Source organism: Lutibacter sp., assembly GCF_030692605.1.
Taxonomy (GTDB): domain Bacteria; phylum Bacteroidota; class Bacteroidia; order Flavobacteriales; family Flavobacteriaceae; genus Lutibacter.
Genome location: NZ_JAUYUD010000071.1, coordinates 1 through 15,034 on the forward strand (window position 1 = coordinate 1; position 15,034 = coordinate 15,034).

Sequence of the window (15,034 nt, forward strand, 5' to 3'; positions counted from 1 at the left end):
ATTTTGTCTCTTTCTTCTTTAAAATGAAGCCTACAAGATTCCTCGCTCCCAAAATTTGCTGTAAAACTGAATAAATTCATCGTTTTTTTTATCAAATATAACGCTTTTTTATTAATTATGGGTAATTGCGGACAATCAAAAAAATAAAAAAGGGAAGTGGATTTTAATTTAACATTTAAATAAAAATGATAAATAAAAAAGAGAGCCTTATTCAGGCTCTCCTTCTATTACTACTAACTAAAAAAATCAAAAACATTACTTAATAGGTAAGTAATGGAATTATGATGTAAATATATAGTGTAAATAGTACTTTTTTAATGACTTTTATCAGTTTATGAAGTTTTTTTTAAAAAAAGTAATAAGAATTGTGTTAAATAAATCAATATTGGAATTGAATGCATAAAAAAGCAATTAACTTATGGAAGTTAATTGCTTTGAATATTAGTGACCTCGACTGGATTCAAACCAGTAACCTCTTGAGCCGTAATCAAGTGCGCTATTCAATTGCGCCACGAGGCCATTTTTAAGGGTGCAAATATAGAGTATTTTGATTATTTACAAACTATTTTTTGTTACAAAATATCGCCAACCAATTATTGCTAGTTGCCATTTTTGAGCTTTTGCAATATCCAATCGCCGTTTAGTATAACTAGGCAACACAAATTTGTTTAGTTTGGCAGTGATTCTAAAAAGTAATTTTCGCATTTTTTATAAATAAATAATTGTTCTTCTGTAAAAATACAAAATAAAAACTCCTTTTTATAATTTTATAAAAAGGAGTTTCTTTAAAAAAAAGCTGAGTTATTGTTTTTTAGTCAATATTATTATAACCCCATTTTTTGCTTTTTCACCATATTTTTCTATAGCTTTTGGTCCTTTTAAAACATCAATGCTTTCGATTGACTCATTAGATATTTTTTTAAATTCTTCTGTGGTTGATTCTTTTCCATCTATAATGTATAATGCATTTTCCTTATCAGAACCAATAAACATTGCGTTTCCATTAGATTGAATTTTATGTTTAGTTTTAGTTTCGCCATCTTTTTTAATAATAATAAAATTTTCATTTTTGTCTTTTTCAATTTCTATCTGATGGTCATCGTCAGTTTTAATTTCTGTGGTTATTGTGATAAATTTTTTCTCTTTTCCATCTTTACTAACCCAGGTTTTGACAGTTTCCTTTTCTGAATATTCTTTGTTTAAGTGAAGACTGTCTATTTCGATTTTTTCAACCCATTTCACCTTGTTTCCATCAGAGAAATAATAAGAATACCCTTCATTAGACTCACCGTTCTTCATTTGTTTTTGAATACTCATGTGCTTTTCGTGGATTGTTTTTGGTTCTCTTGAAGTTACATTTCCTATTGAAATTGAATTGGCATTAGATTCAAAGGCGATTCTTATTGGTTGAATAGGTTTTATGCCAGATGTGCTAAAATTTGATGCAAGCTCTTTTCCCTTTGCTTCAACTTTAATTGCAAATATTTCGTTTGAGGTGTTTCTTTTAATTCCATCAAAAGTTAAGATAATATTAAATTCTTTTTTAAAAAGTTCTGATTCTTTCTTTAAACTTTCATTGGTAGAATTTTTATTGATAACTAGTTCAATCCTAACATTATCGATTTCCTCAATTTCAGAAAGTTTTTTTTCTTGAGCAATGACTTTGGTGCTAAATGTTGCTATAAAAGCTACTAATAATGGAAGTATTAAAGCATATTTCCATTGATTTTTTGTGTTAGATTTAAATTGGTTTAACATAATGATGCGTTTTTTAATTAATGATTTATTAAAATTATTTGTTAATGAAGTGCAATATGTGTTACCACACGTTTTAAGCAAGGTTATTTGATATAATTTTTTGTTTGTAGAAATATTACTCGCTTGATTATCTGCTAAAAATTCTAAATTTTGTTGGACACTTTTTTTGTAAAGCCAAACAAATGGATTAAACCAAAAAGCAATTGTAAGTGCATGTGAAAGTAATATATCTAAAGAATGAAATTGATTTGCATGTATTTTTTCATGTGTAAGTATTTGATCCAATTCGTCTTGTGTATAATTTGTTTTGTTATAAATTATATAATTAAAAAACGAAAATGGCGCAATATTTTTGGCAGTTTCAATTATTTTATAACTTCCATTTTTTGCTGCTCTATGATTAAATATTAGCACATTTAAAGAAATTAATTGAATAAAGAATTTAGCACTAAAAAGCACAACACCCATAATATATATTGTTGTAAGCAGTGACAACCAATTTATACTTGCAGTTTCGTGACTATTTGTTGTTGTAGTAATAGCATATGTTTGATTTGAAAAACTTGTTTCAAGGGCATCAATATAAATTGGTATTTCTACAATTGGAAGTGCAATAATTAATAGAATTCCAATAATAAAGTAAAAACGTATTGAGGTAAAAAAGGTCTCATTCTTTAATACTAAATAATAGAATAGAAAAAACAAGATAACCAATCCATTAGCTTTTAATATATAGTCCATTGCTAGTCTTTTTTATTTTCAATAATTTTTATTATTTCACGAAGTTCATCTGCACTGATTTTTTCCTCCTTTGCAAAAAATGAAACAACATTTTTATAAGAGTTTTCAAAATAGTTTTGAATTGCAGTTGAAAAATAAGTATTTCTATAATCTTCCATAGAAATTGTTGGAAAATATCGATGTGTATTTCCAAAGGCTTCGTGAGTAACAAATCCTTTTTCTTCCATTTTTCGAATTACGGTAGAAACTGTGTTATAATGTGGTTTAGGTTTGGGCATTTCTTTTACAATTTCTTTTACAAAGGCTTTTTCAAGTTTCCAGAGAACTTGCATTAACTCTTCTTCTTTTGTTGTCAATTTTTCCATTTATTTTTTTTTCTGAAATCAAATGTAAACTATTTTTATAGTTTTGCAACTATAAAAATAGTTAATTAACAAAATATTAAGGTTGGGGCTATTTTTAAATAAATATGTACCATAATTTAATTCTTTTATATTTGTAAAAAAGGATACTTAATGAATGCACTATTTATTGTAATCGGATTATTTCTGTTAATTATTGGAGGAAATTGGTTGTTAAAAGCAGCGGTTGGTTTTTCGGTGGTATTAAAAATCCCAAAAATAGTAATTGGAATGACAGTTGTTTCTTTTGCAACGTCGTTACCTGAACTAATTGTTAGTGTAAAATCTGCGCTAAATGGCCATGCTGATTTAGCTTTGGGAAATGTTATGGGCTCTAATATTGCTAATTTAGGATTGGTTTTAGCTATTATAATTTTAATTTCAACCATTAAGATTGAAAAAGGGTTTTATATAACCGATTGGCCAGTGATGATATTTTCATCTATTTTATTTTATATTTTTATTGCTTTTGACGGTATATTACAGCGTTACGAAGGAATAATTTTAGTTTCATTTTTAGTAATATTTCTAATTTTTTTATTGAAATTTCAAAAACCAGCTGTGGTTGAGGAAAGTATAGAAGACGATGAAGAGGTTCCCTTATATAAAGATGTTTTATTTTTGGCAATTGGAGGTGTAGCACTTTGGGGAGGTTCAGAATTATTAATTGATGGTGCAATTGGAATTGCAACAAAATTTAATGTAAGTGAGCGTATAATAGGAATTACTATTATATCAGTAGGGACAAGTATTCCTGAGTTAGCGGCCTCTGTAATTGCTGTTTTGAAAAAAGAAAAAGCTATTTCTTTAGGGAATTTGATAGGTTCAAATGTATTCAATATTTTGGCAGTCTTAGGCATAACTTCAATAATTACCCCTATAAAAGTGGTTGATCAAGGATTGTTAACGAACGATATTTTTTGGATGTTAGGAATTTCATTTTTAATATTGCCACTAATTTTTGTTCCTGTTAAAATGAAATTAAGCTGGAAAGAAGGAGTTATACTACTTTTTTTATATGTGACTTTTATTTACAGGATGTTAATACATTAAAAAGTTACCAAATTCGAGCATTAAAATTTCATACTTTATAAAAAACAAAGGGTAAAGTTGCTTAAAAACACAAATATTTAATAACTACCCCTAAATTTATATGGGTAACTTGTTTCAAGTTAAAAAATAAATTATATTTGCCACTTTAATAATGTGTAATAAAAAATAGATACTATGTCTACAATTAGATTCAAAGCGTTGGAAGAAGCGCAAAATAGAAAGCCTATTAAAGTAAATGAAGATATTAAACGATCTGAATTATTTGGCAAAAATGTATTTAATGAAAATACAATGCGTCAATATTTAACAAAAGATGCCTATAAAGGGGTTATGAGTGCAATGGATCACGGTACTAAAATTGACCGTAAAATTGCTGATCAGGTTTCTTCATCTATGAAAGAATGGGCATTATCTAAAGGAGTTACACATTATACGCACTGGTTTCAACCTTTAACAGGGGCTACAGCAGAAAAGCATGATGCTTTTTTTGAAACAATTGGAGGTGGAATGGCTATTGAAAAATTTGGTGGAGATCAATTGGTACAGCAAGAACCGGACGCTTCTAGTTTCCCAAATGGTGGAATTAGAAATACGTTTGAGGCACGTGGTTATACCGCTTGGGATCCAACATCTCCAGCGTTTATTTATAGAACAACGTTGTGTATTCCTACCATTTTTGTTGCTTATACAGGTGAAGCATTGGATTATAAAACACCATTATTAAGAGCGTTAACCGCTGTAGATGATGCTTCAACAGCAGTTTGCAAATATTTCGATAAAAATGTTAAAAAAGTAACTTCTAATTTAGGATGGGAGCAAGAATATTTTTTAATTGATAAGTCATTAGCAAATAGCAGGCCTGATATTATGCTAACAGGTAGAACATTATTAGGACACTCACCAGCCAAAGGTCAGCAATTAGACGACCATTATTTTGGTTCTATTCCTACACGTGCACTGGATTATATGCGCGAATTGGAAGTAGAATGTATGTTATTGGGTATTCCTGTAAAAACACGTCATAATGAAGTGGCTCCTAATCAGTTCGAACTAGCTCCAATATATGAGGAAGCTAATTTAGCTGTGGACCATAACTCCTTATTAATGGACGTAATGGGTAGAGTAGCGTCTCGTCATCATTTTAAAGTAATGCTGCACGAAAAACCATTTGCTGGCGTTAATGGTTCGGGTAAACATAATAACTGGTCTTTATCTACTGATACTGGAATTAATTTATTGGCTCCAGGTAAAACACCAATGAGTAACCTACAGTTTCTAACATTTTTTATAAATACTATTAAAGCGGTTCATGATAATGAAGAACTGTTGAGAGCTGCTGTAGCTTCTGCAAATAATGATCACCGTCTTGGTGCGAACGAAGCTCCACCGGCAATTATTTCTGTATTTATTGGTGAACAACTAACAGGAGTGTTGGAAGAATTGGAAGGAGTAACCAATGGTAAACTTTCACCAGAAGAAAAAACGGATCTTAAATTAAATGTAGTAGGTAAAATTCCAGACTTGTTGATGGATAATACTGATCGAAACAGGACTTCTCCTTTTGCATTTACAGGAAATAAATTTGAATTTAGGGCTGTTGGTTCATTTGCAAACTGTGCAAATCCAATGACGGTTTTAAACACAATAGTTGCAAAACAGCTAAAAGATTTTAAAATTGAAGTTGATGCCTTAATTGAAAAGAATGATTTAAAGAAAGATGAAGCTGTTTTTAATATTTTAAGAGAATATATTAAAGCTTCAAAAAATATTTTGTTCGAAGGAAATGGATATGGTGAAGCTTGGGAAATAGAAGCTAAAAGAAGAGGGTTGAGTAATAATAAAACCACCCCTGAAGCATTAAAAGCTAGAGTGTCTAAAAAATCAATTGCCTTGTTTGAAGAAATGGGTGTAATGAGTAAAATTGAAACAGAAGCTCGTTATGAAATTGAAGTTGAAGAATATACCAAACGTATTCAAATTGAATCAAGAGTTTTAGGAGATATTGCAGGAAATCATGTGGTACCAACAGCTATCAAGTACCAAAATATGTTAATTAAAAATGTAACGGGGTTAAAAGATATTTTTGGAAAAGATTTTGAAAAACATGCCAGTGAACAAATTAGATTAATTAAATTAATTTCAGAGCATATTGTAGCCATACATTCTAACGTTGATGCTATGATTGAAGCACGCAAAAAAGTAAATGCCATTGAAGATGCCGAAAAATTGGCTGCTGCATATTGTAATGACGTAAAACCATTTTTTGAAGAAATTAGATATCATTGCGATAAACTTGAAATAATGATTGACGATGAGCTTTGGCCATTAACCAAATACAGAGAATTGTTATTTACGAGATAAATTAAAATCCCGCTTTTGCGGGATTTTTTATGTTCTTCAAAAAAGAAAAATTACTTTTGCAAAACACTATAATTAGTAGCAATGAGTTCAGAAAATAGTAAAAGATACAGCCTAAGAGGCGTTTCAGCATCAAAAGAGGATGTACACAAAGCAATTAAGAATGTAGATAAAGGATTATTTCCCAAGGCATTTTGTAAAATTGTGCCAGATTATTTAACAAATGATAAAGACTATTGTCTGATTATGCATGCTGATGGCGCTGGAACAAAATCATCATTGGCCTATACTTATTGGAAAGAAACAGGCGATATTTCCGTATGGCGAGGAATTGCACAAGATGCATTAATTATGAATGTGGATGATTTAATTTGTGTAGGAGCAACAAGCAATTTTATGTTGTCTTCAACAATTGGACGTAATAAAAATGTAATTACTGGTGAAGTGATTTCAGCCATTATTAATGGAACTGAAGAATTGTTGCAAGAATTAAAATCTTTTGGTGTTGAAATTCATTCAACCGGTGGTGAAACAGCAGATGTTGGGGATTTGGTTAGAACCATAATTGTAGATTCTACAGTTACCGCAAGAATGAAAAGAGCTGATGTTATTGACAATGCAAATATTAATCCTGGCGATGTAATTGTTGGTTTGGCTTCATTTGGACAAGCTTCTTATGAAAAGGAATATAATGGCGGAATGGGTTCAAACGGATTAACATCGGCCAGACATGATGTTTTTGATAACTATTTAGGGTTAAAATATCCTGAAAGTTTTGATGAAAAGGTTCCAAGTGAATTGGTTTATTCAGGAACGGTAAAATTAACTGATAAAGTTGAAAATTCACCTTTAAATGCGGGTAAATTAGTGCTATCACCAACAAGAACGTATGCACCAATTATCAAAAATATATTAGAAAAATATTCGTCAAAAGATATTCACGGAATGGTTCATTGTAGTGGAGGAGCGCAAACTAAAATTCTACACTTTATTGATAATTTGCATATTATTAAAGACAATATGTTTCCAATTCCACCGCTGTTTAAATTAATTCAAGAACAGAGTAATACAGATTGGAAAGAAATGTATCAGGTATTTAATTGTGGGCACAGAATGGAGTTATATGTTTCCTCTGAAATTGCAGATAATATAATTGCAATTTCAAAAAGTTTTAATGTCGATGCTAAAATTGTTGGAAGAGTTGAAGCTTCAGAGGTTAAGAAACTAACTATAAAAAGTGAATTTGGAGTATTTGAATATTAATTTACAATTCATTTTTAATTCGTAATTTTGCAATCCAATAAAAAAGAAGATGTTAGATAAGTTAAGAATTATTAAACAAAAATTTGATGAAGTATCTGATTTAATCATCCAGCCGGATATTATTTTAGACCAAAAACGCTATATAAAATTAAATAAGGAATATAAAGATTTAAGTTCAGTAATGAAAGTTGCGGAAGAATATAAGTCGTTGTTAAACAATATTGAAGAAGCAAAAGAAATAATTGCCGATGGTTCAGATCAAGAAATGACTGAAATGGCCAAAGTTGAATTGGAAGAAGCAACGCTTAGAATTCCTAAATTAGAGGATGATATTAAGTTTATGTTGATTCCTAAGGATCCGGAAGATGCTAAAAATGTAATTGTGGAAATTAGAGCTGGAACAGGTGGAGACGAAGCAAGTATTTTTGCAGGTGATTTGTATAGAATGTACACAAAATATTGCTCAGATAAAGGATGGAAAACTGAAGTTGACGATATAAGTGAAGGAACTTCAGGAGGATTTAAAGAAATAATATTTAGCGTTACAGGTGTCGATGTTTATGGAGATATGAAGTTTGAATCTGGTGTTCACCGAGTACAACGTGTTCCTCAAACTGAAACACAAGGTAGAGTTCATACATCCGCAGCTACCGTAATGGTATTACCAGAAGCTGAAGAGTTTGATGTTGAATTACTGCCAAGTGATATACGTGTAGATTATTTTTGTTCATCAGGACCTGGTGGACAGTCGGTTAATACAACTTATTCTGCGGTTCGTTTAACGCATATTCCTACTGGTTTGGTGGCGCAATGTCAAGATCAAAAATCACAGCATAAAAATAAGGAAAAAGCAATGAAAGTGCTACGTTCACGTTTGTATGAACAAGAATTAGAGAAAAAATTGGCTCTTGATTCTGCCAAGCGAAATTCATTAGTTGCTAGTGGAGACCGTTCTGCAAAAATTAGAACTTACAATTATCCACAAGGGCGTGTAACAGAGCATAGAATTGGATTAACCATGTACGATTTGTCAAATATTATTAATGGAGATATTCATAAAATAGTTGAAGAATTAAAACTAGCCGAAAATACTGAAAAATTAAAAGAATTAGGAGAAGTTTTTTAAAAACCACTATTTACGAAACATGAAAAAAGCAAGATTATATAATCTTGCTTTTTTTATATAAATCATTTAAAATCAGTGGTTTTATTGGTTGTAATTTAACGAGTTTTTCGGAAACAATGTATTATATTTGCCACTTTTAAAAAATAATAGCAACATAATTATAATGATAACAGTAAACGATATAGCAGTACAATTTGGAGGAACCACCTTATTTAGCAATATAACATTTTCAATAAATGAAAATGATAAAATTGCGTTGATGGGTAAAAATGGAGCTGGAAAATCTACGTTATTAAAAATTATTGCAGGGGTTAATAAACCATCAATTGGTTCTATTTCTGCCCCAAAGGATGCAGTTATTGCATATCTTCCTCAACATTTGCTGGCGAAAGACGATTCAACGGTATTTGAAGAAACTTCAAAAGCGTTTGCTGAAATTTCAAAAATTAAAATTGAAATAGATCAAATCAATGAAGAATTGACTGTTCGAACTGATTATGAAAGTGATGGATATATGAAATTAATTGAACGCGTTTCAGAACTAAGCGAAAAGTACTATTCAATTGAAGAAATTAATTATGATTCGGAAGTTGAAAAAGTATTAAAAGGCTTGGGATTTGTGCGAGAAGATTTTAATAGACCAACATCTGAGTTTTCTGGTGGATGGCGAATGAGAATTGAATTGGCAAAAATATTATTGCAAAAACCAGATTTAATTTTGTTGGATGAACCAACAAATCATATTGATATTGAAAGTGTACAATGGCTCGAAGACTTTTTAATTAATTCTGCAAAGGCAGTAATTGTAATTTCACACGATAGGGCATTTGTAGATAATATTACCAATAGAACTATTGAAGTAACAATGGGTAGAATTTATGATTATAAAGCAAATTATTCTCATTATTTAGAGCTAAGAAAAGATCGTCGTGTGCATCAACAAAAAGCGTATGATGAACAGCAAAAGTTAATTAATGAAACTACTGAGTTTATTGATCGATTTAAGGGAACCTATTCCAAAACAAATCAAGTGCAATCACGAGTTAAAATGTTGGAAAAATTACAGATGGTAGAGGTTGATGAACTCGACACTTCCGCATTGAGATTGAAATTTCCTGCATCTCAACGTAGTGGTCAATATCCTATAGTAGTCAATGAACTTTCTAAAAAATATGGTGATCATGTAGTTTTTGAAAAAGCTAATTTAGTTATTGAACGAGGTGAAAAAGTTGCTTTTGTGGGTAAAAATGGAGAAGGAAAATCGACAATGATTAAAGCAATAATGAACGAAATTGATTTTCAAGGAAAATTAGACATAGGTCATAATGTACAAATTGGTTATTTTGCTCAAAATCAAGCATCATTACTAGATGAGAATTTAACAGTTTTTGAAACAATAGATTATATTGCAGTTGGAGATATTAGAACTAAAATGAAGGATATTTTAGGCGCTTTTATGTTTAGGGGTGATGAAACGACTAAAAAGGTTAAAGTGCTTTCTGGAGGTGAGAAAACAAGGTTGGCAATGGTGAAATTATTGTTAGAACCAGTTAACGTCTTAATTTTGGATGAACCTACCAATCATTTAGATATGAAAACAAAAGATATTATTAAAGATGCCTTAAAAGATTTTGATGGTACATTAATTTTAGTTTCTCACGATAGAGATTTTTTGGATGGATTAGCTGAAAAAGTATTTGAATTTGGAAATAAAAGGGTTAAAGAACACTTCGAAACTGTTTCTGGATTTCTAGAACTGAAGAAAATGGAAAATTTAAGAGAAATAGAAAGGTAGTTTTTCTATTTCTCTTTAGAAATTGTAAAAATGATATAATTGAGTTTTAATCCTCAATCATATCATTTTTTATATCCGATTTTAACGAAACATAAATTCCAATTATTAACGATAGTGCAATAAAAGATAGAGAAAGCCACTCTGGGAATTTAACATGATGCATAAGTATTAATTTAACTCCTACAAAACTTAATATAGCTATTAAACTGTATTTTAAATAATAGAATTTGGTAAGCATATTTGATAAAAAGAAATACATAGATCGGAGTCCTAAAATTGCAAATATATTAGAACTAAATACTAAAAAGGGATCTGAAGTAATAGCTAGTATTGCAGGCACACTATCTATAGCAAATAAGATATCAGTAAATTCTATTATAACAAGAGCTACAAATAAAGGAGTGGCAGCTTTTATATGTCTTAATTTTATAAAAAACTTTTCTCCTTGAATGTGACTTGTAATTGGCATTACTTTTCTAAGCTGTCTATAAATAAATGATTTTTTAGGATTGAATTTTTCCTCTTTAGAAAACATCATTTTATATGCTGTGAATATTAAGAAAGCTCCAAAAATATAAGTAGAAAAACTAAACTTATTAATGATCATTACTCCAAAGAAAATCATTAAAGCCCTAAATACAATAGCACCTAATATTCCCCAAAACAGTACTCGATGTTGATATTTTTGAGGTATTTTAAATGCAGCAAAAATTACTGCAATAACAAAAATATTATCTACGCTCAATGAGAGTTCAATAAGATAACCTGTTATGTATTTTATACTCGCCTCAGTAGGTGTTAAACTATCAACATTATCAATTTTGTTGGTGGCATAAAGCCAATAAATAACTCCAGAAAAAATAAATGAAGTAGCAACCCAAATGGCGGTCCAAATGGACGCTTCTTTTGAAGAAATTACATGTGGAGTTCTATTGAAAACTCCAAGGTCTAAGGCTAAAAATAATAAAATTGCAGCAATAAAAATAATCCAGACAAGCATGGTAAATGGTTTATTTAATGGTTGGTAAATATATTAATTAAAGTGATACTTTTTAAAAATAAAAAAACCAGTTACTAACTGGTTTTTTATATAAGCAAGAAATTAAAAATCTATTTTACTCTATCTACAATTGCCTTAAAAGCTACAGGATTATTCATAGCTAAATCTGCAAGAACCTTTCGATTCAATTCAATATTATTAGCTTTTAATTTTCCTATAAACTGTGAGTAAGACATTCCATACTGACGAGCTCCAGCGTTTATACGTTGAATCCATAAAGCACGGAAGTTTCTCTTATTGTTTTTACGATCTCTATAAGAATATAACATTCCTTTTTCAATCGCATTTTTTGCTACTGTATAAACGTTTTTTCTACGTCCAAAGTAGCCCTTTGCTTGCTTCAATATCTTTTTTCTTCTAGCTCTTGAAGCAACTGAATTTACTGATCTTGGCATAATTCATTTGTTTTTTGTAGTAGGCGGTATATTAATACTCTTAAAAGCACTACTCCATGGTTAATAATTAAATTCCCTAATTGCTTTTAACTTAAAGCTAATTGTTGTAAAATACTTCCTTTATCTGATTGATGTACTAAACCAGAATGTGTAAGTCTTAATTTACGTTTTTTAGACTTTTTGGTCAAAATATGACTTTTAAAAGCGTGTTTTCTCTTAATTTTTCCAGAACCCGTTAGCTTAAAACGCTTTTTGGCACTAGATTTTGTTTTTAATTTCGGCATTTTTCTACTTTTTTAACTTGCTTATTATTTTTGTTCTTCTAGCGCTATAGAAAACTCTATCTTGGTTACGAAGCGCAGCGAAGTATTATTTCTTTTTTGGAGCTAAATACATAATCATACGTTTACCTTCTAATTTTGGCATTTGCTCAACTTTTCCATATTCTTCCAGTTCGGTAGCTAATCTTAAAAGTAAGATATGACCTTGATCTTTATAAATGATAGAACGACCCTTAAAAAACACGAACGCTTTTAGTTTTGCACCTTCTTGTAAAAATTTTAAAGCATGTTTCTTTTTAAACTCAAAATCATGTTCATCTGTATTTGGTCCAAACCTAATCTCTTTTACAACAACTTTAGTAGCCTTCGCTTTTATTACTTTTTCTCTTTTTTTCTGTTCATAAAGAAACTTTTTATAATCAATTACTTTACAAACTGGTGGTGCCGCATTTGGTGATATTTCAACCAAATCTAGCTCTAATTCTCTTGCAAGAGCTCTAGCTTTGGAAATAGGATATACACCTATTTCAATATTTTCACCAACTAAACGAACTTCCTCAACATCAATAATTTTTGAATTTATTCTATGTTGATCTTCTTTTATTACTCTCCAAGGCTTTCGTGGACCTCTGTTTTTACTTAATGCTATGGCTTTATAATTTAAATTAAACTTAAAATTGCTCTAATGTATTACTAATTTCTTTATTTATTAATGAAATAAATTCTTCTACTGAAAAGGTTCCAACATCACCTTCACCTTGTTTTCTTACAGATACCGACCCATCATTTTCCTCTTGTTCACCAACAATTAGCATAAATGGAATTTTATTCATCTCGGCATCCCTAATCTTTCTACCAGTTTTTTCGTTTCTGTGATCTACAAGGGCGCGAATTTCGGAATTTTCTAGCAAATGTAAAACTTTTTCTGCATATTTTTCATATTTCTCACTTATTGGCAAAATAATAACTTGCTCTGGGGTAAGCCATAATGGAAATTTACCTGCGGTATGTTCCAACAAAACTGCAATAAAACGTTCCATAGAACCAAATGGAGCTCTATGTATCATTACAGGTCTATGCAACTGGTTGTCAGATCCTTTATATTGTAAGTCAAAACGTTCAGGTAAATTGTAGTCAACCTGTATGGTTCCTAACTGCCAACTTCTTCCAAGCGCATCTTTTACCATAAAATCTAATTTTGGACCGTAAAAAGCAGCTTCTCCATATTCAATCACATAATTTAATCCCTTTGCTTTGGCTGCGTTTATGATAGCATTTTCTGCTTTTTCCCAATTTTCATCACTTCCAATATATTTATCACTTTTTTCTTTATCTCGAAGGGATACTTGCGCTGTGAAATTTTCGAAACTTAAAGATTTAAAAACATAAAGAACCAAATCAATAACATCTTTAAACTCTTTATCTAGTTGATCTGGAGTACAGAAAATATGTGCATCATCTTGTGTAAAACCTCTCACCCGAGTTAATCCGTGAAGTTCTCCACTTTGTTCATATCTATATACAGTACCAAATTCTGCAAACCGTTTTGGTAATTCTTTATATGAATATGGTTTGTTGTTATAAATTTCACAGTGATGAGGACAATTCATTGGTTTTAGAAAAAATTCTTCATCTTCTTTCGGAGTTCTTATAGGTTGAAAGCTATCCGCCCCATATTTAGCATAATGACCAGATGTAACATATAATTCTTTTTGCCCAATATGAGGAGTAATTACCATTTCATACCCAGCTTTTTTCTGAGCTTTCTTTAAAAATTGTTCTAACCGGTCTCTTAATGCGGCTCCTTTTGGTAACCAAAGCGGTAATCCTTGACCAACCTTTGCAGAAAAAGCAAATAATTCTAATTCTTTACCAAGTTTTCTGTGATCACGTTTTTTGGCTTCTTCTAATAATTCTAAATAGTCAGTCAGCATTTTTTGTTTCGGAAATGAAATTCCGTAAACACGTGTAAGTTGGTTGTTCTTTTCATCTCCTCTCCAATATGCCCCTGCAACACTCATTACTTTAACAGCTTTTATGACTCCTGTATTTGGCACATGGCCTCCTCTACATAAATCCGTAAAATCTGAATGATCACAAAAAGTTATTTCACCATCATTTAAATTTTCAATAAGTTCAACTTTATATTCGTTGTTTTGTTTGCTATAATAAGATAAAGCATCTTTTTTGGATACTGAACGCATTTTAAACTCGTGCTTACCACGTGCTAATTCTAACATTTTTTGTTCAATAGTCCCGAAATCTTTATCAGATATGTTATGTTCTCCTAAATCTACATCATAATAAAATCCATTATCAATTGCGGGTCCAATTGTCAATTTAACTTCTGGGTAAATAGAAGTAATCGCTTGCGCTAAAACATGGGCAGAAGAATGCCAAAATGCTTTTTTACCCTCATCTTCATTAAACGTAAGTAAAGTTAAACTGCCATTCGTATATATAGGTGTAGATGTTTCAATAGTTTTATTGTTAAAACTTGCAGAAACTATATTTCTAGCTAAGCCTTCGCTTATACTCAAAGCTACATCCATTGGAGAGCTACCTTTTTTATATTCCTTTACGGATCCGTCTGGTAAAGTTATTTCAATCATATTTTATTATTAAGGCTGCAAAGATATTGGAAAACTATTGTTTGTGCAATACATAAGTAATAAGAATAAAATAATGTCGTATTTTATTGCGTATATATAATAATTTTCGTATATTTATCTCATTATGAGATATATAACACTTAAAAATGAAGAGATTGAGGTATTGGAATACCTTCATCGGAATAGCCCTA

General features: G+C 30.4%; 12 protein-coding genes and 1 tRNA gene. 5 read left to right on the forward strand and 8 right to left on the reverse strand.

Annotated elements, in window-relative coordinates; all coding sequences use genetic code 11:
* Window positions 1-445 precede the first annotated feature (445 nt).
* The 3 genes from Q8S45_RS06500 to Q8S45_RS06515 all read right to left on the reverse strand — a co-directional run bounded on the left by Q8S45_RS06500 (window position 446) and on the right by Q8S45_RS06515 (window position 2,864).
* Window positions 446-519 (reverse strand) — tRNA-Arg (locus tag Q8S45_RS06500).
* A gap of 282 nt (window positions 520-801) precedes the next feature.
* The gene (locus Q8S45_RS06510) at window positions 802-2,499 is read right to left on the reverse strand and encodes a M56 family metallopeptidase (protein ID WP_305602577.1); all 1,698 of its coding nucleotides are present in this window, start codon (window positions 2,497-2,499) and stop codon (window positions 802-804) included.
* A gap of 2 nt (window positions 2,500-2,501) precedes the next feature.
* On the reverse strand, window positions 2,502-2,864 hold the full coding sequence (locus tag Q8S45_RS06515; RefSeq protein ID WP_305602580.1) for a BlaI/MecI/CopY family transcriptional regulator: 363 nt from the start codon (window positions 2,862-2,864) through the stop codon (window positions 2,502-2,504).
* 150 nt (window positions 2,865-3,014) lie between these two features.
* Here Q8S45_RS06515 and Q8S45_RS06520 point away from each other — a divergent pair, with 150 nt between their 5' ends.
* From Q8S45_RS06520 to Q8S45_RS06540, 5 genes are all read left to right on the forward strand, one after another.
* Window positions 3,015-3,953, forward strand: coding sequence for a calcium/sodium antiporter (locus Q8S45_RS06520; protein ID WP_305602583.1), 939 nt, complete (start codon window positions 3,015-3,017; stop codon window positions 3,951-3,953).
* A 174-nt stretch (window positions 3,954-4,127) separates the two neighbouring features.
* Window positions 4,128-6,314, forward strand: coding sequence for a glutamine synthetase III (locus Q8S45_RS06525; RefSeq protein WP_305602586.1), 2,187 nt, complete (start codon window positions 4,128-4,130; stop codon window positions 6,312-6,314).
* Between the two features lie 81 nt (window positions 6,315-6,395).
* On the forward strand, window positions 6,396-7,574 hold the full coding sequence (locus Q8S45_RS06530; RefSeq protein WP_305602590.1) for an AIR synthase related protein: 1,179 nt from the start codon (window positions 6,396-6,398) through the stop codon (window positions 7,572-7,574).
* A gap of 49 nt (window positions 7,575-7,623) precedes the next feature.
* Window positions 7,624-8,700 (forward strand): peptide chain release factor 1, encoded by a 1,077-nt coding sequence (gene prfA, locus Q8S45_RS06535; protein ID WP_305602593.1) that lies wholly within the window; start codon window positions 7,624-7,626, stop codon window positions 8,698-8,700.
* A gap of 163 nt (window positions 8,701-8,863) precedes the next feature.
* Window positions 8,864-10,495 carry an ABC-F family ATP-binding cassette domain-containing protein gene (locus Q8S45_RS06540; protein ID WP_305602595.1) on the forward strand — a complete coding sequence of 544 codons (1,632 nt, stop codon included), beginning with the start codon at window positions 8,864-8,866 and terminating at the stop codon, window positions 10,493-10,495.
* A 46-nt stretch (window positions 10,496-10,541) separates the two neighbouring features.
* Here the strand turns inward: Q8S45_RS06540 and Q8S45_RS06545 are convergent, their stop codons facing one another.
* The 5 genes from Q8S45_RS06545 to thrS form a co-directional block, all read right to left on the reverse strand.
* Entirely contained in the window at window positions 10,542-11,495 is a 954-nt protein-coding gene (locus Q8S45_RS06545; protein ID WP_305602598.1) for a TerC family protein, read from the reverse strand.
* Between the two features lie 110 nt (window positions 11,496-11,605).
* Window positions 11,606-11,950 carry a 50S ribosomal protein L20 gene (gene rplT / locus Q8S45_RS06550; RefSeq protein WP_305602600.1) on the reverse strand — a complete coding sequence of 115 codons (345 nt, stop codon included), beginning with the start codon at window positions 11,948-11,950 and terminating at the stop codon, window positions 11,606-11,608.
* An 86-nt stretch (window positions 11,951-12,036) separates the two neighbouring features.
* Window positions 12,037-12,234 (reverse strand): 50S ribosomal protein L35, encoded by a 198-nt coding sequence (gene rpmI, locus Q8S45_RS06555; RefSeq protein WP_305602603.1) that lies wholly within the window; start codon window positions 12,232-12,234, stop codon window positions 12,037-12,039.
* An 85-nt stretch (window positions 12,235-12,319) separates the two neighbouring features.
* Window positions 12,320-12,835 (reverse strand): translation initiation factor IF-3, encoded by a 516-nt coding sequence (infC, locus tag Q8S45_RS06560; protein ID WP_305602609.1) that lies wholly within the window; start codon window positions 12,833-12,835, stop codon window positions 12,320-12,322.
* A 67-nt stretch (window positions 12,836-12,902) separates the two neighbouring features.
* Window positions 12,903-14,843 carry a threonine--tRNA ligase gene (gene thrS / locus Q8S45_RS06565; RefSeq protein WP_305602606.1) on the reverse strand — a complete coding sequence of 647 codons (1,941 nt, stop codon included), beginning with the start codon at window positions 14,841-14,843 and terminating at the stop codon, window positions 12,903-12,905.
* Window positions 14,844-15,034 lie beyond the last annotated feature (191 nt).